Raw genomic sequence first — 24,954 nt, forward strand, 5'->3', positions numbered from 1 at the left:
TCTGTGAATAGCTACATTACTGAATTTAGGGTATTGTATTGTCTTGAAAAACAAGCAAAAAGATAATGCAAAGCATCTTACATGAGTTCTGCTACGACAACATTAACCCAAACGAGCAAATCTTTACAAGAAACTCGGAGTACAATAAAACCTTCGTCTTGTGTGCGCCAATGAAGAAAAGTTACTGAAATGCTTGAATTCAGAAAAAAAGAGTTGTTTGTAAATTTCTCAAAAGCACAAGGTGACTTGCACTGTATATCCATTGCTGATGGTTTTGTTTACAGATTCTGCTTGGATATGTGGATTGCAGTTGATATAATTGGTAAACAGTTTTAACCATGAGGACAACACAACACCTATATATTTGTACGTTGTGTTGTGGTTAAATAAACTAAATTGTTAAAGATATATCATCCCTGAATACAGGTTTAATCCATAAAGCTTTAATTTCACCCTGACTGTTTAATGTTGCAATAGCATTTTCAATGAAATTAACATTAATAGTTCCTTTAAAATCAGGATCTCCAACGCAAAACCAACCAGAGCTAGAGTCAAAGAACATTTCCCATTCATCGTCCCTATTATCAAGCCTCTTAGTTCCCCAATCAAATACATCTAATAGACGTAATGCACATTTATGAGTAACTTTAGGTATATTCAATTTTATGGCTTTCCAAGATTGATATGGTGCAAGTCCAAATATTTGATTAGCACACATATTATTTACATAGTTAGTATCATCAGAATCACCTGAGACAAAACCAGTTTGAATGTATGTGCACAGTAGCGTTATTTCAGAATTCTTCTCAGGATAAGTATCCATTCCATTTTCACTTAAATTATAAAACACATAGCCATCAGCCATTGGTTTATTTGTATCAGCACAAAGTCTAATCATTTTATACATCCTCCTTTTTAGTTTGCAATAAAGTTAAAGTGCACAATTGTATTACTGTTTAGATCGACAACCAATTCCTATGTACCGTTTGCATCTCTAAAACTGCCTGGTACATCCCAACGTAATCCATTAGGCAAATGTGCGTCTTTTATAGGTGTACCGCCTTGCATTATTTCATCAACTAAGGTATTTGTACCATTAGTATCAATGTATGGTCTTGCCGGTTCACCTTTGTATTTACCATGTTTAACATAATCATCCATGTGGGATTGAACAGTACCACTATTTTTCAAATCAGATACTTTAGGAATCTTACTCCCTGCGCCTTCGGGCTGAGGGACGTAAGGTTCCGGAACAAATGCGATTTGAGGTTCTACAACCGCTATGTCGCCCATCATTGAACTTGCGTATGGCAGACTCATAAATGCGTTGAGTGACCCTTCTAATCCTTTTATTAAGCTGTCTTCAAACTCAGCTTCTGTTCTTGCAAACATCGCATTTATGTAATGATACAGAGGTATGTTTCCAAATAATTCATCAATGAAGTCTTCTACTGTATCATTTGTGTTCGGGTTATTTTCTTCCTCGTAATAATCAATTAACTTGTTGTTCATTTGTTCTGCCAAAGTGTACCTTGAACTCGGCGGCGGCAGTGTTTCCTCCGCTTTGTGCATTTCTTCTATAAAATGCGATACGGCAGATTTTCTTGCTTTGTCTCCCAACTCATCATAGTTCGAAAACATTGCAAAAGCGAGGGCTGCTCCCTTTTCAACATAATCATTTTCTGCCTGCATAGAATACGGCGCTGACGACAGTGTCAGCATCTTCTCGAATATCTCAGAAATATAAAACAAGTCATTCTGTGATTCAAAAGAAAAATCAGCGTATTTTTCAAGCATAGCGAAAATTGCTGATAAATCAATGATTAAGCTTCCGCCCGCCGCTATGATTTCCGCACAACGCCAGCCGTATTTGGCGTTCGGGTCCTTAATTGGACGACCGCACCGATCACATCGGTTCTGACTCAATTTATCATCTCCTTTATAATATCATATTTTTTTAAAATATTCAATTCATACCAATAAGTCTGAATTGATATTTCTATGATATACCAAAGGAAGTGACACAGCGTGACCTTATCGTACATTCTGCAAAAAGTGCAGAGATAAAACTCATTTCTATATACTGTAGAATTTTATAATCACTAAATCTATTTGCAAATTTTAAATGAGTAAAAACTCCTAAAAATAAAATACCCCGGCTTGCACAAAAAGTACAAACCGGGGCAATATATAAAACGTTATATCTTTTACATAAATATATAAACTCAATTAAATTTCAGCTATATTTTTAATGCAAAGCACCCTGTTCTACTACGACAATATTAACCTAAACGAGCAAACCTTTCACTCGCAGCACCGAATACGATAGAATCCTACGCACGTTATGTGACGATGAGAAAAAACTTCTCGCTTGCTTAAATACAGAGGAAAAAATTTGTTTGAGAATTTCTCAAAAGCACAAAGTGACTTGCGCTGAATCTCCATAGCGGATGGTATTGTTAACGGGTTATGCTTGGGTATGAGAATTGCTGTCGAGGTAATGCAAAAACAGATTTAACATTACTTAAGCAAGAAGTCCTGCAATGCAGTACTTCTTGAGATTGCATATTCAATCCACTACATAAACATTGAATGGTTTTGCTTTACCTCCAACTTGATATTGCTCTACTTGGCTTTGCCACCACGGCAAAACATTTTTTTCAAAAGATTCTATGATGATTTCTTTTTTTCGCAAATCTCCTGACATAAAGATATCAAAATTGTTGATAATGAGTGCATAGCCGTTTGCGTTTAACCAACTTAAATCAGTTATCCAATCAAGATATCCATCGATACTCAGTCCATTTACATGCATTTCTATAATGTTGGCAGGGAATTTAAAAACACGTTCAATTTCATCTGCATAATCTTGCCATGTTGAGATGTTGTCACCATCAATCTCTGCAATCCATGTATTGCTTTTACTATTAAGCTGTTGTTTAATTGAATTTAGTTCATCTTTTGTAATTTGATATATTCTATTTTCCACATTAAAACCTCCTCTACTTTATTTTTATAAATGGTGGCAATCCCGTTGGACTTACACTCTGACCATAATGACTATCAGTATAGTATATTGACCCATCACTGCCAGTAACAAATCGCGATGCATCTCTACCAATTCCAGAGGTGGGTGGGTTAACGTCGAATTCTTTATAGGTTATCGAATTACCTCTGCTATCCATGGTTGGCAATTTAAAATCATAATTATCATATACTTTTCCTGCTCTTGTACCCGATGCTTGCCCCGAATAATTCCCTTTCCAGCCATTTTTCTCATAACCTTTATAAGCATTTTGTGCATTACTCGGCAAATCATCATAGTTCCCAGTTTTTACCTTCCCCGCGGCCTCAGGCTGAGGGACGTAAGGTTCCGGAACAAATGCCATTTGCGGTCCTACGACCGCTATGTCGCCCATCATTGAACTTGCGTATGGCAGACTCATAAATGCGTTGAGTGACCCTTCTATACCTTTTATTAAGCTGTCGTCAAACTCAGCACCTGTTCTTGCAAACATCGCATTTAAGTAATGATACAGAGGTATGTTTCCGAATAATTCGTCAATGGTGTCTTCTACTGTATCATTTGTGTTCGGGTTATTTTCTTCCTCGTAATAATCAATTAACTTGTTGTTCATTTGTTCTGCCAAAGTGTACCTTGAACTCGGCGGCGGCAGTGTTTCCTCCGCTTTGTGCATTTCTTCTATAAAATGCGATACGGCAGATTTTCTTGCTTTGTCTCCCAACTCATCATAGTTCGAAAACATTGCAAAAGCGAGGGCTGCTCCCTTTTCAACATAATCATTTTCTGCCTGCATAGAATACGGCGCTGACGACAGTGTCAGCATTTTCTCGAATATCTCAGAAATATCGAACAAGTCATTCTGTGATTCAAAAGAAAAGTCAGCGTATTTTTCAAGCATAGAGAAAATTGCTGATAAATCAATGGTTAAGCTTCCGCCCGCCGCTATGATTTCCGCACACCGCCAGCCGTATTTGGCGTTCGGGTCCTTGATTGGACGACCGCACCGATCACATCGGTTCTGACTCAATTTATTATTTCCATTATAATATCATACTCTTTTTAAATATTCAATTCATACCAACAAGTCTGAATTAACATTTCTATGATATACCAAAGGAAGTGACACAGCGTGACCTTATCGTACATTCTGCAAAAAGCGCAGAGATAAAAACGGTTTTTATATACTGTAGAATTCTATAATCACTAAATTTGTTTGCAAAATTTAAATAAGTAAAAACTCCTAAAAATAAAATACCCCGGCTTGCACAAAAAGTACAAACCGGGGCAATATATAAAACGCTATATCTTTAACATAAATATATAAACTCAATTAAATTTCAGCTATATTTTTATTGTACAAAATTGATATTACACTATACGTTTGGAATTAACATATTCACGCCAATCCAAATCACCATTCTCAATTCCCATGATTAAAAGCTCAGCCGTAGCAATATTTGTAGCAAGCGGCACATTATGAACATCACACAAACGATACAGTGAATCAATATTTGGTTCATATTTCTGCTGCGTCAACGGGTCGCGGAAAAACAGCACGGCGTCAATTTCATTATACGCAATACGCGCGCCAATCTGCTGGTCTCCTCCGTCAATCCCCGGAAGAAAACACTTTACCGGCAATCCTGTAGCGTCCGCAACAACAGCACCGGTAGTCCCAGTAGCACAAATATTATGCTTCTTTAAAATAGCACTGTATGAAATACAAAAATCAACCATTAAATCCTTCTTCTTATCATGAGCAATAAGTGCTATGTTCATTTCCTATGCCTCCTATATAAATTTCTAAACAATCTTTATCTGCGTCATATACTAAAATTTGCAATATCTTATACGGCACACTGCATCTGTCTTATAAATATTGATTCACCACAACCAATAAAAATGCAATACCAACAAAAATATAGTACCGATAAAAAATCATTACAAAAATACAAACAGGGCAATTATCTATACAAATTCAAAAAAATAACTTTCATCTTTTCAAATCCCTGCATTTAAAACTATACCACAACATTCACAAAAAGTAAAGTAGTTTTTTCATAAAATTATTAATTTTATTGAATTATTTTCATATAGGCGTCAAATATGTCTTTTCCAACCTGCGCCGCAAATGAACTGCTGGCGCCATGCTCTATTACCACGGCAACCACTATCTGAGGATCGTCGTATGGAGCAAAACCTGTAAACAAGACATTATCTTTTCCGTCAGACACCTCAGCCGTTCCGGTTTTACCTCCGACTTTTAACTCGCTGTTACCAAACACTTTTGCGGCAGTTCCATCTGCGACAACCTGTCTCATACCTTCTTTTACCGCATCAAATGTTGAATCGCTTATCGGATTATCTGAAATTACTTCCGGCTCTTTTTGCATTATGACTTCACCGGTATCATAATCCGCAACCTCTTTAATTAAATGCAGTCTATAACGTTTTCCTTTATTTAACACTGTGCTTATATAACTTGAGATTTGTGCCGGAGTGAAAAGATTATCAGACTGGCCAATCGCTGTCTGAAGAACATCACCGGGATGCCATTCTCCTCCTGCAGCTTCTCTTTCCTCAGGGCTTGCAACCGTGCCGCTGCTCTCAGCCAGCTCGATTCCTGTCGTCTTTCCAAGGCCAAATTTATCACAGTATTCATCAAGCGCTTCTATGCCCATTCTTCGCCCGATATCGTAAAAGAAATAGTTACATGACACGCCTATAGCCTCCGAAACATTTATTGTGCCATGTGTAACTCCCTGAGACGAATATGCAAGACATGTCGGCTGATAATCTGAATAATAGGTGTACTTTCCCCTGTCGGTTATATAAGTGTCAGGGTCTATTAAACCGGTTTCCAAACCGGCAACAGACGTCAAGATTTTAAATGTAGAACCCGGAGCGTAAGTTCCATTCAAAGCGCGGTTAAAAAGCGGATTAGACTTTTTATTAACCAGCTCCTCATATTCTTCATTAAATTTTTCAGGGTCATAGTCAGGATACGAAGCTATAGCCAACACCTCTCCTGTGTTTGGATCCACAGCTATCGCTGCACCTGCCCCATTATCTCCGACCGCTTCATTTATCCGTTTTTTCAACGATTTTTCCGCCGCCTCCTGAAGCTCGGCGTCAATCGTTAGCTCTGCATAATTTCCGGCTTTGGCAGGTTTAACATCTACCACGTCTCCATATCTGCCGTCAGACGTCATTCTAACCTTTTTATAACCGTCAGTGCCTTTGAGATATGGTTCCAAAACAGCTTCCAATCCGTCTTTTCCAATTATGTCGTTCATGCCGTAACCGCTGTCTTTTAACTTTTCATACTCCTCCGCATATATTATACCTGTTCTGCCTAAAATATGAGCCGCCATATTTCCTTTTGCATAATTTCTGATAGTATCGGCTATTATATCAGCAAAACCGGTTGGATAATACGTCTCTTTGATTTTCTGAATGACTATATTGCTTACATCTGTTGCCAAAACAAACGGATTGCTGCCGCTGAATTTTCTTTGCTCCATTTCATATCTGACAGCCATAATATCCAGCTTTTCAGTTTCATTGAAATCATCAGAAATCTCATATTTTTCCGCATAGTATTTTACTATTTCTCTTAAAGTGTTAAATGTATCGACTTTATTTTGGCTTTCCCACTCAGCAATATTTTTTGCCGTATCCTCTTGGATTTTCTTTTCTCTATCCTTTTTTTCTTCATCTGATTCTTTATTTTTGTTACCATCAGCTGAGGAAACTGCTGAATCGGATTTTTCAAAGTTATATTCAGGTATCTCCTCTTCCTCGTTATATTCTATCGGGAAAGTTGAGGTATACTCATCTCCATTTTCGTGAAGCAGTTTTACTATATCGTTTATATTTTTATTTAACTCTTCTGCAGTAATATCAGTTTTAAATATCTGAATGCTGTATCCGCTCCTATTTTCAACAACCGGAACACCATTCCTGTCAAAAATCTCTCCGCGCGGCGCTTTTGTAGCGTATGTTCGTATTGTGCGGTTATCAGCCTGTATCCTATACTCTTCGCCATTCACTATTTGCAGATTAAAGAGCTTTATTATACAGCTAATCGCTAAAACAGCGACAATGGCGCCGATAATTATAGTCCGCCTTGTAATATCGTTTATTTTCATCTATTATCACCAAAATTTTATCAATACTTTTTTATCTTAAACCAAACAAGTGTCTTTTCTATAAACCACAGCATAGGCAAAACCAAAACAGCATTCAAAACTGTTTCTATAAATATAATCCTCACAGCAGAAATCCACACAAAGGAACCTTCGCAAAACATAGAATATGGTATTAGATAAATTATTTCTGCAGCTATTGTGGCTCCTGCCGCCATTGCAGAAAAAACATAAATGTTAGGACGACCATAAAATCTGTCGCTTACAACAGCAGAAAAATAGCCTATAAACAAATAAATAAGCATATCGGTTCCTATAAATCTCCCAACATATATATCATAAACCAACCCAAATAATATTCCGCAGAGCATTCCCTGCATTCTTCCGCAAAAAAATCCTATTAAGACAATAAATAATAGAAAAACATTTCCGTTTACCCCAAACACAGACAAAGCATTTATAAGCGCGGGCTGGAGGATTGCAATTAATATTAACCAAACAACATGATGTAACAGTTTCATATATATCTCCCTACCTGCTTATTAATCTTCATTTTCTTCATCCAAGTCTTCAGAATCACCTGACTTTTTTGACTTTGAGGAATTATTATTTTTACTTGAACCTCCTGAATCTTCATCTTCTTCATCAGGCTCAGGACTCGGACTTGCAGACGCTCTGTCGTCAATTTCTTTTTGTTCCTGTTCCGCTCTCTCCCTTGCGGCTTTCATATTAGCATTTTCTTCATCAGCAACAACATCCATATTGTTTGTTACAACAAATACCTGTCTGATATCACGAAAATCAACGCAAGCATTTACAACCGCATATCTGGTCATCGTAACCGTATCGTCCTTAATTTCCGCGACTTTTCCTAATCTGAATCCTGCCGGAAAAACTCCGCCGAGACCTGTTGTGGTTACGTAATCATCAATTTCAATATCTGTGTCGCGCGACAAATATGACAGCTTAAACTGTCTGTTATATCTAAGCTCGCTGTCACCTTCAACAACCCCCAAATCTTTAGAGCGTTCCACCATTGCTCCGGCAGAAAACCCAGGGTCAATTATTGTTTCAACATCCGCCCAATTCGTACCAACTTTAGAAATCTTTCCTATCAAAAAACCATCGGAAGATATAACGGTTTGCTCCACTTCCAATCCACTGTTTTTCCCTTTATCTATTGTAAACCCGGAAAACCAGTTTGAAGGCTCATCAGCTGTCACATTTGCGGCGGCCAAATCTAAATCGGGATTATTCTGTCTTAGTTCGAGCATTCGCTTAAGCCTGTCATTTTCTTCTGCCATTTCAGCATTTTCATTATTCTGTTTTTCAAGTTCAGTATTCTTTTTTGACAGTTCATCCGTCTTATTTCTCAGTTCTTTTAACTCACCTAAACAATGAGTCACATCATATAAACCACTCCCAATATTTCCAAAAAACTTTTGAACAGGGGACGTGGTTGTTTTTATTGCATCTTCAACAGCAGTAGAATTACCGCTGTTGAAACCTAAAAATATAAGTAAAGCCACTACCAAAAGCGTACATCCTGATAGGATGAGCGCCATTTTATGTTTATTAAAAAATTTCAAATTCTGCACCACCTGAGTTAATAATTCTTTCTTCTGGTCGCCTGCGTCAGCATATTTCTAAATCCGCCTTTTCCTGCCATAGCTGTTCCCGCCCCTTTTGCGACACAGCACACAGGGTCTTCAGCTTGATAAACATTTATGCCAGTAGCGTTTTTTATAAGCTTTCCTAAACCGCGCATATTACTGCTTCCGCCTGTCAACACTATTCCGGTTTCTATTAAATCAGAAGCCAGTTCGGGAGGAGTTTCTTCCAGGACACAGCGCACAGCTTCCAATATAAAGTTTATATCATCGCGCATTGCAGAGTTTATCTCGTTCGCACTAATCGCAACGCCTTTAGGCACTCCGCTATACATATCCTTGCCTTTTAGCTCTACAACATTAGTAGTGAGCCCAACCATTGCAGCACCCAGCTTTATTTTTGCCTTTTCAGCTGTAGACTTTGCAATTTCAACGTTATATTTTTTCTTTATTAATTGAATAATATCATTATCAAGAGCGTCACCTGCTGACCGTACTGATTTGGAAACAACTACGCCGCCCAATGATACAACAGCAACTTCTGTCGTTCCGGCGCCCACATCTACTATAACATACCCCTTAGGCTCGTTTATATCGACTCCTGCACCTATTGCGCCTGCAAGCGGTGATTCAATAAGATATACCTCTTTTGCACCGGCTGATATTACGACCTCTTCTATAGCTCTCTTTTCCACGTCTCCAATACCTGACGGAACACTTACCGCCGCCCTTATTTTTGAAAATACATTGTTTAAATTCTTGTCCAGAAACTTTTTAAGCAGGCCAACCGCAACATCAAAGTTTGTTATTCCTCCGTCTTTAACGGGATTTAAAACAGACAAACTGTCGGCCGTTTTTCCAAGCATATCTAAAGCTTCGGTTCCTACGGCAATTACTTCACGGCTCTCACCTCTGGTAACCGCAACAGTAGGTTCGTCAACTATAATTTTTTCTTCATTCGCATTATAAATTTGAGTACTGCTTGTTCCAAAATCTATGCCTAAATCAATCGCCATATATATCCCTCCTGAAAGTTATATAAAATCAGGTATTTATATCAAATTTATACCAAACTCTTCTGAAAGTATTTCTCCTAATCTGCATAGAGGCAGACCAACAACATTAAAATAATCTCCGTTTATAGACTCAACAAACAATCCGCCTATTTTTTGAATACCATATGCTCCGGCTTTATCCATTGGTTCACCGGATCTTATATAGTTTTCTATCTCTTTTTCGCTCAAGTTTCTGAATTTTACGCCTGTTGAAACAAAATCACTTACCTCTTTCCCGCTCTGAGTTTCAATTACAGCAAGACCGGTATACACAGTATTTATTCTGCCCGAAAGAGTCAAAAGCATGTCCTTAGCTTCTATTTCATCGTTTGGTTTGCCCAATATCTTTCCATCAATTGAAACGACTGTGTCCGCTCCGATAACTATAGTGTTTTCACCGGATTCAATTCCTGCGGCTATATTTTTTGCCTTTTGCATCGCCAGCCGCTTTACGGTGTCGTATGGTTTTTCGCCTTCGATCATTATTTCCTCAGATTCATCGGCAATTATTTCAAAATCAAGTGAAATGTTTTCTAAAATCTCTCTTCTTCTCGGAGAAGCGGATGCTAATATAAATCTCATATTCAACCTCTTAAAACTAAATTATTATATTTAATGTGAACCTAAAATATTCCTTTATAAAAGTGCATTCTTGTAAACTCTTCCGGTCTGTAATTTTCACCGCAAAGATAGGCTTTGCAAATTCTTTTAATTTCATTCGGTGATTCCACAGTAAAGTTTAAATTATACATTTTAATATTATAACATTTCAGCTCTTCCATCTTGTCTGCCATAAATGTAGGACAGCTGTTCAGCAGCACACTTCTGCAATTTGTCCCATCTTTTATAACCGGAAACTTTTTTCCCAATCTGTCAGTAATACAGCCAATACTATTACACTTACAAGAGTTGCTGTCCAAATTTTTAAGAATACAATTCTCAGTCAGCATTAACGGCTGATAACCATAGACGCATACTTCTGTCGGTATATCTGAACCCTTTGCTATATCCCTTATCTGAGGGATACTCAGTTCAGGTGACAGCATAACCGAGCTAAACCCCATTATAACAGAACACAATTTTACTGAATTACTGTTTGTAATATTCATTCTGTAAGAGCCAAAAATTTTAAAACCATCAAAAATTCTGCGGTATTCAGATATATTGTGTACTCTAATCTTATTAAATCCCAAGTTAAACAGCCTCATTATAAAATCAATATATTTTTCATACTCAGAATCATGTATTATTGAAGGAGGCTCTATAACTATCCTGTCTTTATCAGAGATAAACCGTTTATAATCTTCCCCTAATAAGCGAACCGGCACATATATAAGTCTAAAAATTTTCCCTGTCGATTCTTCAAACTCCTTAACAGCAGTGAACTGTTCATATGAAAATATTGAAGCTGTCATACCGCTCAAACTGCTGTCGCATCCAGCAGAATGATTTAAAGATATAGATTCATTTCTATTTTGTATATCAATGCTGTCAGACAATATTTCATCTTCAATCATTTTCAGCGCTTCGCGGCGGATGTAGTTTAAATCTTTAATTGGAACATACGCTCTGCCGGTGACTTCAACCGATATTGAATCAAATATGAAGACGCTGCCTCCGGTCTTTGAAATCTGCTGAATAACCCTTTCCTTCTCAGTTGGATTTGAAGACGCCGCTTCAACAGTATTATTCGACCTCACCGTAATTGTCTTATTTTTATATAATACAATAAGTTTAATCTTTTCACCTACAGCAATATTTACTTTGGCTGTCAGATGAATTTTAAATTTATCTTCCCTATCCTTGATTTCATCTAAAATTTTTGTTTCTAAACTGCTCGTTTCTTTTTTATAAGGATTGTCCGGTTTATTAAAAGCAAACATTGCTCTGCCTTTTTTATTATCAAAATATCCGGAACTCAGACCTCCTCTAAAAAATATCCTGTTTAAATCGTTTATCTCTGATTTAGATGGCTGCCTGCCTTCTTCCAGACACTTTTTATAAATCTTCGTTACGCATCCAACATAACTCGGACCTTTCATTCTTCCTTCAATTTTTAAAGAAGTAACTCCGGATTCTTTTATATCGTCCAATCGTTCAATCAAAGCCATATCTTTTAGACTTAAAAAATATTTTTCTTTATTCTCACCCGACTTATATAACTGTCTGCACGGCTGGGCGCATCGTCCCCTGTTCCCGCTCCTGCCCCCAAGAGCGCTGCTCATAAGGCACTGCCCGGAATACGACATACACATAGCGCCGTGAATAAACATCTCTGTCTCTATACCGCAATTTTCCGATATATATTTTATCTCTTTAAAAGAAAGTTCCCTGGATAGAACCACACGGTCAAAACCTAATTCCTTAGCCGCCAAAGCACCGCTTAAATTATGAACAGTAAGCTGAGTGCTGGCGTGAAACTGCATACAAAGACCTAAGTTTTTTGCAAGACTTAATACTCCTAAATCCTGAATTATTAAAGCGTCAACATGCAAGGAATTTAAAAACTTTAAATATTCTTCAAGTTCAGCAAATTCTTTATCACCTATAAGAGTATTTACAGTGATATGTACCTTAACTCCCCGAAGATGTGCATATCTTACAGCATTTTCAAGCTGGCCATTGTCAAAGTTATCGGCGTAACTTCTAGCTCCGAAATTTTTACCCGACAAATATACTGCATCAGCCCCCATATTAACTGCCGCCGCAAGAGATTCAAAGCTTCCGGCCGGAGACAAAAGTTCAGGTAAAATATTTTTTTCTTTTTTCATACTGCTGGCTGCTGAAGCACTGTTACCAGTAAGAGACATAAAATCCTCCAGATAAAATATTAATTACAAAAATAAATCGTCAGTCTTTCTTTATACCATCACCGCGTCCTATTACGTTACCATAAGGATATCCGTTTTTTTTAGTCCGCTCATCTTCCACAGTTCTTTTGGCTAAGTTTTCTGCCGCTCCTGCGCTTCTAATTCCAGGCTGAACAGATGTGCTTCTCGGCTGTCTTGAGACACTGCTTTGGGTTACAGAACCGGCTCCCCTAGTCATCGAATGTGATGAACGCAGATTTTCTAACTCTGTTTCACGTTTAGCAAGCTCAATTTCCAACTTATGCATATCTTCTTTAAGGTTTTCTACTTCAAGTTTTTTCTCGTCAAGCTCGGCTTTTTCTGACCTGGATTCCACCATATACTCGCCTATTTCAGTACGCAGTTTGCTTGCCGAAGCTTCACTTTTTAAAAGCTCGTCAGCTAGATTCATAGCGGCCATAACGGCAAGCATTGCAGTGCTTAAATGGCTGTTCTGAGACTTAACCTCAGATATTTTCTTATTCACCAACAGCGCAACGCGCTGGACATACTCCTCGGACTCATTGCTGACGATGGTATATTCCATATTATTAATTTTTACTTCCATCTTTGTGTTATCTTCCATAGTACAACCTCTTTCATCTCTCAGAGTAAATTATTTCCCTAAAACTTCAAGCGCTTTAAATACTCCAAACACAGTTTTTGCATCGTTAATTTCATTATCCATAATCATTTTTTTAACATCGTCTATAGGAATAAATTCAACATCGAGATATTCGTCAGGGTCAAGATGATTTTCTCCCTTAGTCAAACCTGTAGCAAGATACAAATGTGTAACCTCGTCAGCAAATCCCGGGGATGGATACATAAATCCAAGATAATCAAAATTTTCAGCACTGTAACCGGTCTCTTCGCTAAGCTCACGAATTCCGCATGCTCTATGGTCCTCATTATTATCCAGCTTCCCTGCAGGCACCTCATATATTGCCTTTTCTACAGGTTTTCTAAACTGTTTAACCAGTATAATCTCATCTTCATCTGTCACAGCAACGATTCCAACTCCGCCCGGATGTTCCACTATTTCACGAACAGCAAGATTTCCGCCCGGCATTTCAACTTGTTCAACCCTGAGTTTTAAAATCTTACCGTCAAATATTTCTTCTGTTGATACCGTCTTTTCCTCGTATATCATTAAAACACTCCTTCAAATACAATAGTACTATATTAAAATCACTATAAATCCTAAAAATTAATTCATACGATTACTTTATCTATTACCTAAAAATGAATATAATTTTTAGGCATAATCCACCATAATAATCTATCTTTATATTTAACCACAATTTGTAAAAAAAATCAAGTAATTTGACGATTAACTTTTATCTTTCTTATTATTTGTAAGTTTTTAATAAGTAATCATAAAAATTATAAAATATAATATCAAATATATTTTGTAAATATATATTCGAGCGTTAAAGATAAAATACAAACTATAATATAAAATTAAACTAAGTATATGGTATGCTACAAACTTATATTTGATTTGAACGCCTTTTATAACAAATATAACTATCCGCAACCCATTACTCACCTGAGATTTCTATTATAAATTGACTTCTTGATCTGACAGTTTACATTTTCAAAGTCAAGTAATTATAAAAAACTTTAATTATTCTGATATCATCTTCTATTTCATAAGAGTAAAGTTCATTTGTTATTTTTTATATATTTATTTTTTATTGAAATTCTTAAATATTGTAATATAGTTAAAATGATTAAGAATCAAGTTATACGAAATGGAATAGTATGGAGAATTATGTTAAAACTAAATATAATCTGATAATTATTTTTTCAGTATGGCTATAGACGGAACAATAAGAAAACCTCTGGTCCGCAATGCTGCTTCTGCTTCGTTTCCGCCGAACATCACCGTTTGTGTTTTTACCTTTGCACTACCGTCATTAATTGTTTCAACTCCTGAATTTTTTAAAAGGAAATAATTATATAAATTTTTACATAACAACATAATTTATATTTAGACCGCAGGTGATTTCAATGAATTTAAAAGCACAAAATAATTATGAATTACTTTTTAAATCACTGTCACAATGTACTGATGACATTATTTTCGTTGTTGATTTTGAGGCGGATGAAATTATTTGGTCAGAACAAATTAAAAAAATAACTGATATATCCAACGTAAGAAAAATATCGCAGGCACAAAATTATTGGCTGAAAATAATACACCCTGACGACATAAAAATGTATACTGATGAAATTAATAATATCTATAACGTAAAAAGTAATAATCTTAGATGTGATTTTAGAATAAAAAATCTCAACGGTCTATACAATTGGATACAGAGCCGCGGATTTGTGAACCGAACAGGAGATGGCAGACCGGAAATAATGACAGGTGTAATTAAAAATCTCACTGCTGATTACGGTTCTGACAATATTACCGGTCTTTTAGATATTTTTGCTTTTAAACGGGATATATGCCAATATATAGAATTAGATATGCTAACAGGCGCAATAATGGATTTTTCAATCGCCGATATTAAAAAGATGAATATAAAATATTCTTATAGTTTTGTAAACGGGATATTTTCTATTTTTGCACGCGAACTTACTCTTTTATGCCCAACAAAAGGTAAACTATACCGCGGTCAAGGAAATCATATACTGTTATATTATCCTGAAGCTGATAAAAATGATGTTTTAACTTTATTTAAAAACATAAAAAGCACAGTTCAAGAACAAATAAAAAATGAGCACAAATATGATAAGCTTGAGATTAATGTATCCTGCGCTGCAGTTATAGTCAAAGATTTTTCACCGCCGGAATTAAGCAATATTTATAAAGGACTAAATTACTGTTCTGATTTGGCAAAAAAGAACAAAATGTATGACGTTCCGCTGTTTTTTTCACAAAATGATTTTAAACAGGCTATTGAAAAAATTGACTTTTATGACGAGTTAATATGTTCAGTAAAAAATCTCGACTCATTTTGCTTATTTTTTCAGCCGATAATAAACCCTAAAACAGATACAATCCGCTCTGCTGAGGCTCTTTTAAGATGGGAAAATCCGGCTTCATATAAGTATGGTCTTGAAAATATTATAAAAGTTTTAGAATCCACAGGTCTTATTCTTCCTCTCGGAAAGTGGATAATTTCCACAGCTTTGAAACATCTTAGAGAATGGAAAAAATGCAAGCCTGACATGCACATTAATATAAATATTGCGGTGCCTCAGATAGGAGATTATGATTTGCCGCTTTTTATCGCTGATGAGATAAAAAAGAACGGTCTTAATGGCTCTGATATAACCTTTGAAATTACCGAAACATATCAGATTAAAGATATAAAGTCTATTCAAAACTTTGTACATGCTATCCACCGTTTGGGCGCCGAAATTGCTCTGGATGATTTTGGAACCGGATACTCGTCTCTTGATATATTAAAAGCTCTTCCTGCGGACTGGATAAAAATAGACCAAAGTTTCGTTATGCAGGTTTCAGAGAACAAAATAGACCGGGATATTTTAAAACACTTGTCAGACCTATGTCACTCACTCAAAATCAAAATCTGTGTTGAAGGCGTTGAAAACGAAGAGTCTTTAAACATAATTGAAAAATATCTTCCTGATACGGTTCAGGGTTATCATTACAGCACTCCTTTGCCTGAAACAGATTTTTTTGAATCCTTTATTACAGATAAATCTTATTGATTTTTAAAATTTAAAATTAATTATAAAATTACTGTTGACAAAATTCTAAAATATGCTATAATGGGTACGAAATTATTTGAAGAGTAAGAATGCGTGCGTTAAGTGTTGCTTGGACGGGGAGTTGCCAGGCAAACGAAAAGTCTTTGACTTGCGGTTCGTGTTCTGCATCCCGCTTCATACAGCAAAGTTTTGAATCTGTTTTTCACAGTCTTCTTTCCTTGCTATATGAGTGAGGTGAAAGGAGGCTGTTATTTTTATGCAAATTTCTAAAAACGAAAGTTACAAATCTCTGGGCGGAATCCGCCTATTCGGAAATTTAAAAGTCTTGCTTATTTCCGGATTGTTCATTGCTTTAAGCATTGTGCTGGGCAAACAATTATCATTCACTATGGGTCCGATACGAATCAGCTTTGAAAACCTGACCATTTTAATGGCAGGAATAATGTTTGGTCCGCTGGTTGGTATGACGGTCGGAATATGCGCCGATGTTATCGGCTGTATTATCGTCGGGTATGCTATAAATCCATTAGTTACGCTCGGCGCGGCTTCTATAGGCTTGATTTCAGGTTCAATTTATTTTTATATGTTTAAAGACAACCCTAAATTAAAGCTTATTGCCGCTGTGGGTCTTGCTCATATAATAGGTTCTATGATTATAAAGTCTATAGGCTTATATATCTATTTCAGCTATTCAATGCCGTTAATATTAATGAGAATTCCTCTCTATATAGTAATTGGCACCGTTGAAGGATATATAATTTATCTTCTTATGAAAAACAAAACCTTCGCAAATCAGCTGGAAAGAGTGCAAATGAGATGAATTATAATGAATCGCTGGATTACTTAAAAAGTATATCAAACAGAGGCAGCCGCCCCGGGCTGTCTCGCATTCTTGAAATTCTAAAACTTTTGGGCGAACCCCAAAGATTATTAAAAATTATACATGTAGCCGGAACAAACGGCAAAGGTTCTGTATGCAGAATGTTAGAAAGCGTTCTGACAGAAGCAGGATATAAAACAGGACTGTTTACCTCTCCGTGTATTGATTCCGAAACCGAGTGTTTTAGAATTAATAAAAAGAATATATCTGAATCCGATTTTTCTGAAACTGTTTCTCATATAAAAACTGTTGAGGAAAATATGGATGATAAGCCCACTAGCTTTGAGTTTGAAACGGCTATGGCTGTTTGGTATTTTTATCAAAAAAAATGTGACGTTGTAATTTTAGAGGTTGGTATGGGCGGAAGACTTGACGCAACCAATATCTCAGATACGCCTGTTCTTTCTGTAATAACTGACGTCGCCCTCGACCATATGGATTACCTGGGAAATACGATTTCAGAAATTTCTTCTGAAAAAGCCGGAATAATAAAACCAGGCTGTCCCACAGTATTCGGCGGAAATAACCCGGAAGCGCTTAATGTTATCCAAACCGCAGCTAATAAACTTTCCTCATCTCTTTTATTGACTAAAAGAGAAAACGCTGAAATTATCTCATCAGGTTTAAAAGGGTCTGTTTTCAATTATAATGAATACACAAACTTAAAAATAAAATTAGCCGGACTGTATCAACCCGGCAATGCTGCGGTCGCTATTGATTCAATCAAAATTTTAAACAAGTCAGGCTTTAATATTTCCAAAAATTCTATATATAACGGATTAGCGGTCACTGAATGGCCCGGTAGATTTGAAATATTCTCGGACAATCCGCCAATAGTATATGACGGTTCACACAATCCTCAGGGAATGACTGCAACTGTTAATAGTATAAAAGAATATTTCTCCGGCATGAAAGTGAATTTAATCATGGGGGTTATGGCGGATAAGGACTATAAAAAAATGGTAAATATTATAAGTCCATATATAAATCAAGTCTATACCGTTACCCCAAATAATCAAAGAGCTTTAAACGGCGCAGAATTATCAGATTTGTTTAAAAAGAACAACGTCAATTCGGAATATCAAACCGATATATCCAAAGCTGTAAGTTCAGCTGTTTCATTTTCCAATAAATCAAATACACCACTGATAATATTGGGAACACTATATATGTATAACGATATTAAAAAATCAATTATTTCATGTATCCAATAATGTTGCAATACATTATTGGATACATGATGTTTCTAAAAACTATATTTCCTCTTTATTACTAAATAATTAATTTTTTAAAATTTAATTGTCTTCTTATTTTACCGGTTATCAAATTTGAACCTATAGCTTTTCGTCGTCCTATAACAGGCGTTGTTATATTATCGAGCTTCTAATATATTTGTTAGCTTAAAACATGTTTTTTTATATTTTAATTCTTATCTTTGTAGGTAATCGCTTTAAATATGCACGAAATTAAATTCTTCATATAATGACTGTCCCTGCATATTAATTAATATTTTCTAATAAATTTATAACCTGTTTTGAATTTCTCAAATAAAATAAATTTAGTTAATACTGTTTACCATGAATCATAAAAAATTTATATCCAAACATACGCTATTTGCTTTATACTTTTTGAGTTAATTTTTATATTTTTTGACTAGTAAATTTTCCAGCCTAGCAGTATGATTATATTTAAGTATAAAATATAAGGAGAAAAATATTATAATGGAAAGTGAAAATATTCTTGCAAGCAAACCGATAGGAAAACTGATGCTAAAACTCGCGATTCCTACAGTTTTGGCGCAGTTGGTAAACTTATTATATAATATTGTAGACCGTATTTTTGTCGGACACATAAATGAAATAGGCTCACTTGCTCTTGCAGGATTGGGTGTAACATTTCCGATAATAATATTTATAGGAGCGTTTTCAGCGCTGCTTGGCACAGGAGGCGCACCAAGAGCCGCCATAGCAATGGGATGCAATGATAATGAGCGTGCGGAAAAAATTCTTGGCAACTGTACTATGATGCTTATTATTTGTTCTATAATCTTATCCGTCTTTTTTATGATTACTAAAGATAAAATTCTAATCATGTTCGGCGCCAGTGAAAACACACTGCCATATGCGTCTTCGTATATCACTATTTATCTCATCGGGACAATGTTTTTACAGCTGACTCTTGGGCTTAACGCGTTTATCACTAACCAGGGATTTACTAAAACCAGTATGATAACAATTTGTATCGGCGCAGTTTTAAATATAATTCTTGACCCGATTTTTATTTTTGTTTTTCATTTGGGTGTGCAAGGTGCTGCGCTTGCAACAATAATATCTCAGGGAATTTCTTGTATATGGGTTTTAAAATTTCTGACAGGGAATAAGACACATATAAAAATACGCATTAAAAATCTTCGTCTTTCAAAACAAATTGTATTTTTGGTTATTTCATTAGGGATTTCACCTTTTGTTATGCAGTCCACAGACTGCTTTATTCAATTAGTCTTTAATAACGGAATGCTTAAGTATGGCAATGATTCATATGTCGCATTAATGTCAATATTGTTTAGTGTTATGCAGTTGGTATGGATGCCTATGCAGGGATTTGCCCAAGGAGTTCAGCCGATAATTAGTTTTAATTACGGCGCTGGAAATAATGAGCGCGTTTTTTCAGCATTCAAAAAATTGTTTATTTTATGTCTCGTATTTTCAATGTCGATAATTGTAATTTTGGAATTATTCCCACAATTTTTTATCGGTATGTTTACATCGGACGCACAAATAATTGAAATAGGTAAAAACGCAATTCGGGTCTTTATGTTATCAATGTCATTAATGGGTATGCAGACCGCTTGTCAGCAGACTTTCCTTGCTCTAGGGCAGGCAAAAGAATCAGTGTTTTTGGCTATAGAAAGAAAGCTAATATTGTTGCTTCCGTTAGCACTAATATTACCAAAAATAGGCGCCCTGGGAGTTTGGGGTCTGTTTCTGGCGGAGCCGATAAGTGATTTTATCGCAGTATTAACAACCGTATCACTATTCTCTGTAAAAAGCAGAAAATTACTCACAAGGTAAGAAATATATAAATTAAAACATTAAAAATATACTGTAAAAGGAGTTTATTATGGAAAAGCAGATAATATATAAAAATCCTCTGTCATGTCCTGAAGATGTCAAAGATTTTATAATGGAAGGCAAGGCAGATGTTTATTTTGTAAATCAAAAAATGCGTATGAAGAATAGACTTTCTGAAAATGAAGGACAAAAATCAAATTTTGTATATTGGTGCCCGGAAGAGTTTCCGTCAGATATAGAAATATCGTGGAAGTTTCGTCCTATTAAAGAGCCGGGGCTCTGCATAATGTTTTTATCTGCGAAAGGAATTAACGGAGAAGATTTATTTGACTATTCACTTTCTCCCCGGGACGGACAATATGGGCAATATACACATGGAGATATAAATACATATCATATATCATATTTTAGGCGCAAATGGGACAGAGAGCGCTGTTTCCACACATGTAATTTACGTAAAAGCAACGGATTTCATCTTGTGTGTCAAGGAGCAGACCCGCTTCCGAACTGCGAAGACGCAAAAGAATTTTATGAATTAAAAATTATAAAATATAAAGGCAGAATTGAGTTCTTCATAGATGAGCTTAATATATTTTCCTGGCAGGATGATGGGAATGAATATGGAAAAGTTTTAGACGGAGGTAAAATCGGTTTTAGGCAAATGGCTCCTCTTATAGGTGAATACTCTGATTTAAAAGTATATTCTCTTAATAAAAAATTATAAGATTAAAATATTACGAAAAATAAATGGAATGTTATTGACTAGTTTTTGAGACTGATACAAATTTTTGATTAAATATAATAAAAGCGGCTGATTTTTTGTGTACGACCCACCTACTGTTAGATTTCATGTCTAACTATAGAGGTCGCCGCTTTTTAGCCGCTTTCATTATATATTATATTTTTTAAATCAAATTTATAAACTTATATTTATATTAAACTATACCATGAGCCATCATTGCTTCAGCAACTTTTTGGAATCCGGCAATATTAGCGCCCATCACATAGTTTCCTTCTTTGCCATATTCCTTTGAAGCGCTGTCGCACTTTTCAAAAATACCTTCCATGATACCTTTAAGTTTAGCGTCAACTTCATCAAATGTCCATGAATATCTCATGCTGTTCTGGCTCATTTCCAAAGCAGATGTAGCAACACCGCCGGCATTAGCTGCCTTAGCAGGGCCAAACAGTATTCCATTGCTCTGGAATACAGCTATAGCTTCAGGTGTTGACGGCATATTTGCGCCCTCAGCAACAGCGAAGCAGTTATTAGCAACAAGAGCCTTTGCTGATTCTTCATCAAGCTCATTCTGTGTAGCGCATGGAAGTGCAATATCACATGGAACAGTCCAAATTCCCTTGCATCCCTCATGATATTCAGCCTCAGGATGAGTATTTACATACTCCTTAATTCTCTTTCTCTCAACCTCTTTGATTTGTTTAACACAATCAAGGTCAATACCGTTCTTATCATATATATATCCGTTGGAATCAGACAGAGCAACTACCTTACCGCCGAGTTCAGTAGCTTTCTTTGTAGCATAAATAGCAACATTTCCTGAACCTGAGATAACAACAGTCTTGCCGTCAAACGACTTACCGTTAGCTTTTAACATTGCCTCTGTAAAGTAGCAAAGTCCAAAGCCTGTTGCTTCAGTACGAGCCAATGAACCGCCGTAAGTAAGACCCTTACCTGTCAACACTCCGGTGAATTCATTTCTAAGTCTCTTATACTGTCCATACATAAATCCGATTTCACGCGCACCTACTCCGATATCTCCAGCAGGAACATCAGTGTCAGCTCCGATATGCTTAGAAAGCTCTGTCATAAAGCTCTGGCAAAATCTCATTACTTCACCATCAGATTTACCCTTAGGATCAAAGTCGCTTCCGCCCTTACCGCCGCCGATAGGAAGACCTGTAAGAGAGTTTTTAAATACCTGCTCAAATCCTAAGAACTTGATGATACCCTGGTATACGGACGGGTGAAATCTCAGTCCGCCCTTATAAGGACCTATAGCGCTGTTAAACTGAACTCTGAAACCTCTGTTTACCTGAGTTTTTCCATTGTCGTCTACCCAGGGCACTCTGAAATAAATTACTCTTTCAGGCTCAACAAGTCTTTCAATAAGTCCAGCAGCTTCATACTCAGGATGCGCTTCTACAACAGGCTCCAAAGATTCTAAAACTTCCTCAACTGCCTGAAGAAACTCAGGTTCGTTTGCGTTTCTCTTTTGAACCTGCTCAAAAACATTCTTTAAATAACCGTTTGAAATTGCCATGTTCATAATTCTCCTTTTCATTATAATATATATAATTAATTATTTTTTACGCTGTGATAAATACTCGTCAATTGACGCAGCAGCAGTTTTTCCGGCTCCCATAGCTAAAATTACAGTAGCCGCTCCTGTAACAACATCACCGCCGGCATATACTCCGGTTTTACTTGTCTCTCCGGTCTCTTCCTTAGCAACAATACATCCATATCGGTTAGTCTCAAGGTCAGGAGTAGTATTCTTTATAAGCGGATTAGGAGTTTGACCGATTGCTACTACTACAACATCAGCATCCAAATCAAATTCACTGCCTTCAACCGGTACAGGTCTGCGCCTTCCGGACTTGTCAGGCTCTCCAAGCTCCATCTTTATACAAGTTACACTATCAACCCAGCCGTTCTCGTCGCCGTTTATCTTAACCGGATTGTTAAGAAGTTTAAACTCTATTCCCTCTTCTTTCGCATGATGAACTTCTTCAAGACGCGCAGGCATCTCTTCTTCGCTTCTTCTATAAACTATGTAAACATTCTCTGCCCCAAGTCTCTTTGCAGAACGCGCCGCGTCCATGGCAACGTTTCCGCCGCCCACAACAACAACATTCTTACCAACATAAACAGGCGTGTCATACTCAGGGAATTTATAAGCCTTCATCAAATTTATTCTTGTTAAAAACTCGTTTGCAGAATATACTCCATTTAAAGATTCACCCTCTATTTTCATAAAGCTCGGAAGCCCTGCCCCAGTTCCTATAAATACTGCGTCGTAACCTTCTTCATTAAGAAGCTCCTCAACGGAAAGCACCTTGCCTATGACCATATTAGTCATAACTTCAACGCCTAACTCCTTTAATTTATTAACCTCAGCAGCAACGATATCTTTAGGAAGTCTAAACTCAGGAATACCATACACCAATACTCCGCCCGGTGTGTGAAAAGCTTCAAATACAGTAACCTTATAGCCAAGCTTTGCAAGGTCTCCGGCACATGTCAAGCCTGACGGTCCTGCCCCTACAACAGCCACCTTTTTTCCATTGCTCTCAGGCTTTTCAGAAACTGATTTACAATTTTCCATATACCAATCTGCAACAAATCTTTCTAAACGGCCTATAGCTACCGGCTCGCCCTTAATACCTCTGACGCAGAACTTTTCGCACTGATTTTCCTGCGGACAAACCCTGCCGCAAACCGCCGGAAGAGAACTGGTTTCCTGGATTTTTTTATATGCTTCCTCAAACTTTCCCTCAGCAACAAGCGCAATAAATTCAGGAATTTTAACCATTACAGGACACCCCTGCATACAAGGTTTATGCTTACAGTTAAGACATCTCTGAGCTTCTTCTACAGCCATTTCCTCAGTATATCCCAAAGTAACTTCTTTAAAATTCTTATTTCTCACATTTGGTTCCTGCTCGGGCATTGGCACCTTTTCAAGTGACATATTAGGCATTGTTCATTCCCTCCAATCTACATTTATGCGCGCGTTCTCTCGACTCTGCCTCCTGATTTTTAAACATTCTCGAGCGTGCAATAGCGCTGTCGAAGTCAACCAAATGACCATCAAAGTCAGGTCCGTCTACACATGCAAATTTAGTTTCTCCGCCCACAGTTATTCTGCAGCCTCCGCACATACCGGTTCCGTCTATCATAATCGGGTTCATGCTCACTATTGTCTTTATATCATATTTGCGAGTTAGGTCACAAACCGCTTTCATCATAACGAGCGGACCTATTGCAACTACTAAATCATATTTTTCACCGGAATTTATAAGTTCCTCAAGTTTTGCTGTAACAAATCCTTGATTCCCGTTTGATCCGTCGTCTGTCATTGTATATAAATTTGTACAGGCAGCTTTGCACAGATCTTCTATTATTATTAAATCCTTATTTCTGAATCCATTAATCATATCTACAGAAACGCCCATAGAATGAAGCTTTTTTGCCTGCGGATACGCAATGGCGGTACCTAAACCGCCGCCGATAACAGCAACTTTTTTTACACCCTCAAAATTTGAAGCGACTCCTAAAGGCCCTACCATATCCTGAAGACTGTCACCTTCACCGAGTTCGTTCAAACTTTCCGTGCTCTTTCCTACTATTTGGAAAATAACAGTAACCGTCCCCTTGTCACGGTCATAATCAGCTATTGTGAAAGGAATACGCTCGCCTTTCTCATCCACTCTTAAAATTATGAACTGACCCGGCTCTGCCTTTCTGGCTATGTACGGTGCCTCTACTTCAATGAGTGAAACAGATGGATTAAGCACTTCTTTTCTAACAATTTTATACATTACTACACCTCCATAAATATCTGCACATCTCAGTCTATTTAATTTCCAATATAGACATTT

General features: G+C 36.7%; 23 protein-coding genes and 1 riboswitch. Of the genes, 6 read left to right on the forward strand and 17 right to left on the reverse strand.

The window, feature by feature from the left end:
* The first annotated feature begins 65 nt into the window (after positions 1-65).
* Positions 66-188 carry a DUF6809 family protein gene (locus B9O19_RS12225; RefSeq protein ID WP_353964134.1) on the forward strand — a complete coding sequence of 41 codons (123 nt, stop codon included), beginning with the start codon at positions 66-68 and terminating at the stop codon, positions 186-188.
* 203 nt (positions 189-391) lie between these two features.
* Here the strand turns inward: B9O19_RS12225 and B9O19_RS03610 are convergent, their stop codons facing one another.
* The 14 genes from B9O19_RS03610 to B9O19_RS03675 form a co-directional block, all read right to left on the reverse strand.
* Entirely contained in the window at positions 392-898 is a 507-nt protein-coding gene (locus B9O19_RS03610; protein ID WP_102365144.1) for a hypothetical protein, read from the reverse strand.
* 77 nt (positions 899-975) lie between these two features.
* The gene (locus B9O19_RS03615) at positions 976-1,926 is read right to left on the reverse strand and encodes a hypothetical protein (protein WP_102365145.1); all 951 of its coding nucleotides are present in this window, start codon (positions 1,924-1,926) and stop codon (positions 976-978) included.
* 643 nt (positions 1,927-2,569) lie between these two features.
* Positions 2,570-2,989 (reverse strand): barstar family protein, encoded by a 420-nt coding sequence (locus tag B9O19_RS03620; protein ID WP_102365146.1) that lies wholly within the window; start codon positions 2,987-2,989, stop codon positions 2,570-2,572.
* Between the two features lie 13 nt (positions 2,990-3,002).
* Complete coding sequence (locus B9O19_RS11625; RefSeq protein ID WP_154058608.1) at positions 3,003-4,052, reverse strand: ribonuclease domain-containing protein; 1,050 nt, start codon at positions 4,050-4,052, stop codon at positions 3,003-3,005.
* A gap of 341 nt (positions 4,053-4,393) precedes the next feature.
* A complete protein-coding gene (locus B9O19_RS03630; protein WP_102365147.1) occupies positions 4,394-4,804 on the reverse strand; it encodes a methylglyoxal synthase in 411 nt (136 codons plus the stop codon).
* 296 nt (positions 4,805-5,100) lie between these two features.
* On the reverse strand, positions 5,101-7,176 hold the full coding sequence (locus B9O19_RS03635; RefSeq protein ID WP_102365148.1) for a penicillin-binding transpeptidase domain-containing protein: 2,076 nt from the start codon (positions 7,174-7,176) through the stop codon (positions 5,101-5,103).
* Positions 7,177-7,196: 20 nt separating this feature from the next.
* On the reverse strand, positions 7,197-7,694 hold the full coding sequence (gene mreD / locus B9O19_RS03640; protein WP_102365149.1) for a rod shape-determining protein MreD: 498 nt from the start codon (positions 7,692-7,694) through the stop codon (positions 7,197-7,199).
* 21 nt (positions 7,695-7,715) lie between these two features.
* On the reverse strand, positions 7,716-8,762 hold the full coding sequence (mreC, locus tag B9O19_RS03645; protein ID WP_102365150.1) for a rod shape-determining protein MreC: 1,047 nt from the start codon (positions 8,760-8,762) through the stop codon (positions 7,716-7,718).
* 17 nt (positions 8,763-8,779) lie between these two features.
* Positions 8,780-9,799 carry a rod shape-determining protein gene (gene mreB, locus B9O19_RS03650; RefSeq protein WP_102365151.1) on the reverse strand — a complete coding sequence of 340 codons (1,020 nt, stop codon included), beginning with the start codon at positions 9,797-9,799 and terminating at the stop codon, positions 8,780-8,782.
* A gap of 36 nt (positions 9,800-9,835) precedes the next feature.
* Complete coding sequence (locus tag B9O19_RS03655) at positions 9,836-10,420, reverse strand: Maf family protein (protein WP_102365152.1); 585 nt, start codon at positions 10,418-10,420, stop codon at positions 9,836-9,838.
* Between the two features lie 41 nt (positions 10,421-10,461).
* On the reverse strand, positions 10,462-12,648 hold the full coding sequence (locus tag B9O19_RS03660; RefSeq protein ID WP_102365153.1) for a U32 family peptidase: 2,187 nt from the start codon (positions 12,646-12,648) through the stop codon (positions 10,462-10,464).
* A gap of 40 nt (positions 12,649-12,688) precedes the next feature.
* Positions 12,689-13,273, reverse strand: a complete 585-nt coding sequence (locus B9O19_RS03665) for a cell division protein ZapA (protein ID WP_102365154.1) — start codon at positions 13,271-13,273, stop codon at positions 12,689-12,691.
* A 30-nt stretch (positions 13,274-13,303) separates the two neighbouring features.
* The gene (locus B9O19_RS03670) at positions 13,304-13,840 is read right to left on the reverse strand and encodes an NUDIX hydrolase (protein ID WP_102365155.1); all 537 of its coding nucleotides are present in this window, start codon (positions 13,838-13,840) and stop codon (positions 13,304-13,306) included.
* 651 nt (positions 13,841-14,491) lie between these two features.
* On the reverse strand, positions 14,492-14,674 hold the full coding sequence (locus tag B9O19_RS03675; protein ID WP_102365156.1) for a hypothetical protein: 183 nt from the start codon (positions 14,672-14,674) through the stop codon (positions 14,492-14,494).
* Positions 14,675-14,703: 29 nt separating this feature from the next.
* Between B9O19_RS03675 and B9O19_RS03680 the strand changes: the two genes are divergently transcribed.
* The 5 genes from B9O19_RS03680 (at position 14,704) to B9O19_RS03700 (ending at position 21,055) form a co-directional block, all read left to right on the forward strand.
* Complete coding sequence (locus B9O19_RS03680) at positions 14,704-16,380, forward strand: sensor domain-containing phosphodiesterase (RefSeq protein WP_102365157.1); 1,677 nt, start codon at positions 14,704-14,706, stop codon at positions 16,378-16,380.
* 77 nt (positions 16,381-16,457) lie between these two features.
* A riboswitch (THF riboswitch) is annotated at positions 16,458-16,557 on the forward strand.
* 79 nt (positions 16,558-16,636) lie between these two features.
* Positions 16,637-17,200, forward strand: coding sequence for a folate family ECF transporter S component (locus B9O19_RS03685; protein WP_102365158.1), 564 nt, complete (start codon positions 16,637-16,639; stop codon positions 17,198-17,200).
* The gene (locus B9O19_RS03690) at positions 17,197-18,474 is read left to right on the forward strand and encodes a bifunctional folylpolyglutamate synthase/dihydrofolate synthase (protein WP_102365159.1); all 1,278 of its coding nucleotides are present in this window, start codon (positions 17,197-17,199) and stop codon (positions 18,472-18,474) included. The genes B9O19_RS03685 and B9O19_RS03690 overlap by 4 nt, the downstream gene beginning before the upstream one ends.
* A gap of 507 nt (positions 18,475-18,981) precedes the next feature.
* The gene (locus B9O19_RS03695) at positions 18,982-20,331 is read left to right on the forward strand and encodes an MATE family efflux transporter (RefSeq protein ID WP_102365160.1); all 1,350 of its coding nucleotides are present in this window, start codon (positions 18,982-18,984) and stop codon (positions 20,329-20,331) included.
* Positions 20,332-20,380: 49 nt separating this feature from the next.
* On the forward strand, positions 20,381-21,055 hold the full coding sequence (locus tag B9O19_RS03700; protein WP_102365161.1) for a DUF1961 family protein: 675 nt from the start codon (positions 20,381-20,383) through the stop codon (positions 21,053-21,055).
* 211 nt (positions 21,056-21,266) lie between these two features.
* Here the strand turns inward: B9O19_RS03700 and gdhA are convergent, their stop codons facing one another.
* From gdhA to B9O19_RS03715, 3 genes are read right to left on the reverse strand one after another with little or no spacing between them, the layout of a single operon-like run.
* The gene (gene gdhA / locus B9O19_RS03705; RefSeq protein WP_102365162.1) at positions 21,267-22,613 is read right to left on the reverse strand and encodes an NADP-specific glutamate dehydrogenase; all 1,347 of its coding nucleotides are present in this window, start codon (positions 22,611-22,613) and stop codon (positions 21,267-21,269) included.
* 39 nt (positions 22,614-22,652) lie between these two features.
* Positions 22,653-24,053 (reverse strand): NADPH-dependent glutamate synthase, encoded by a 1,401-nt coding sequence (gene gltA / locus B9O19_RS03710; protein ID WP_102365163.1) that lies wholly within the window; start codon positions 24,051-24,053, stop codon positions 22,653-22,655.
* On the reverse strand, positions 24,046-24,894 hold the full coding sequence (locus tag B9O19_RS03715; RefSeq protein WP_102365164.1) for a sulfide/dihydroorotate dehydrogenase-like FAD/NAD-binding protein: 849 nt from the start codon (positions 24,892-24,894) through the stop codon (positions 24,046-24,048). Before B9O19_RS03715 ends, gltA begins: the two co-directional genes overlap by 8 nt.
* Positions 24,895-24,954: the final 60 nt, after the last annotated feature.

Origin of the sequence: Monoglobus pectinilyticus (genome assembly GCF_002874775.1) — a bacterium.
GTDB lineage: Bacteria > Bacillota > Clostridia > Monoglobales > Monoglobaceae > Monoglobus > Monoglobus pectinilyticus.

What these genes read in the sequence shown, in the direction of transcription:
- B9O19_RS12225 (WP_353964134.1), top strand. Translation starts at nt 66, where the DNA reads ATGCAAAGCATCTTACATGAGTTCTGCTACGACAACATTAACCCAAAC.
- B9O19_RS03690 (WP_102365159.1), top strand. Translation starts at nt 17,197, where the DNA reads ATGAATTATAATGAATCGCTGGATTACTTAAAAAGTATATCAAACAGA.
- B9O19_RS03670 (WP_102365155.1), bottom strand. Translation starts at nt 13,840, where the DNA reads ATGATATACGAGGAAAAGACGGTATCAACAGAAGAAATATTTGACGGT.
- B9O19_RS03695 (WP_102365160.1), top strand. Translation starts at nt 18,982, where the DNA reads ATGGAAAGTGAAAATATTCTTGCAAGCAAACCGATAGGAAAACTGATG.
- B9O19_RS03700 (WP_102365161.1), top strand. Translation starts at nt 20,381, where the DNA reads ATGGAAAAGCAGATAATATATAAAAATCCTCTGTCATGTCCTGAAGAT.
- B9O19_RS03680 (WP_102365157.1), top strand. Translation starts at nt 14,704, where the DNA reads ATGAATTTAAAAGCACAAAATAATTATGAATTACTTTTTAAATCACTG.
- B9O19_RS03635 (WP_102365148.1), bottom strand. Translation starts at nt 7,176, where the DNA reads ATGAAAATAAACGATATTACAAGGCGGACTATAATTATCGGCGCCATT.
- B9O19_RS03675 (WP_102365156.1), bottom strand. Translation starts at nt 14,674, where the DNA reads ATGTTGTTATGTAAAAATTTATATAATTATTTCCTTTTAAAAAATTCA.
- B9O19_RS03715 (WP_102365164.1), bottom strand. Translation starts at nt 24,894, where the DNA reads ATGTATAAAATTGTTAGAAAAGAAGTGCTTAATCCATCTGTTTCACTC.
- B9O19_RS03665 (WP_102365154.1), bottom strand. Translation starts at nt 13,273, where the DNA reads ATGGAAGATAACACAAAGATGGAAGTAAAAATTAATAATATGGAATAT.
- B9O19_RS03610 (WP_102365144.1), bottom strand. Translation starts at nt 898, where the DNA reads ATGATTAGACTTTGTGCTGATACAAATAAACCAATGGCTGATGGCTAT.
- B9O19_RS03655 (WP_102365152.1), bottom strand. Translation starts at nt 10,420, where the DNA reads ATGAGATTTATATTAGCATCCGCTTCTCCGAGAAGAAGAGAGATTTTA.
- gltA (WP_102365163.1), bottom strand. Translation starts at nt 24,053, where the DNA reads ATGCCTAATATGTCACTTGAAAAGGTGCCAATGCCCGAGCAGGAACCA.
- B9O19_RS03660 (WP_102365153.1), bottom strand. Translation starts at nt 12,648, where the DNA reads ATGTCTCTTACTGGTAACAGTGCTTCAGCAGCCAGCAGTATGAAAAAA.
- mreD (WP_102365149.1), bottom strand. Translation starts at nt 7,694, where the DNA reads ATGAAACTGTTACATCATGTTGTTTGGTTAATATTAATTGCAATCCTC.
- mreB (WP_102365151.1), bottom strand. Translation starts at nt 9,799, where the DNA reads ATGGCGATTGATTTAGGCATAGATTTTGGAACAAGCAGTACTCAAATT.
- B9O19_RS03685 (WP_102365158.1), top strand. Translation starts at nt 16,637, where the DNA reads ATGCAAATTTCTAAAAACGAAAGTTACAAATCTCTGGGCGGAATCCGC.
- gdhA (WP_102365162.1), bottom strand. Translation starts at nt 22,613, where the DNA reads ATGGCAATTTCAAACGGTTATTTAAAGAATGTTTTTGAGCAGGTTCAA.
- B9O19_RS03630 (WP_102365147.1), bottom strand. Translation starts at nt 4,804, where the DNA reads ATGAACATAGCACTTATTGCTCATGATAAGAAGAAGGATTTAATGGTT.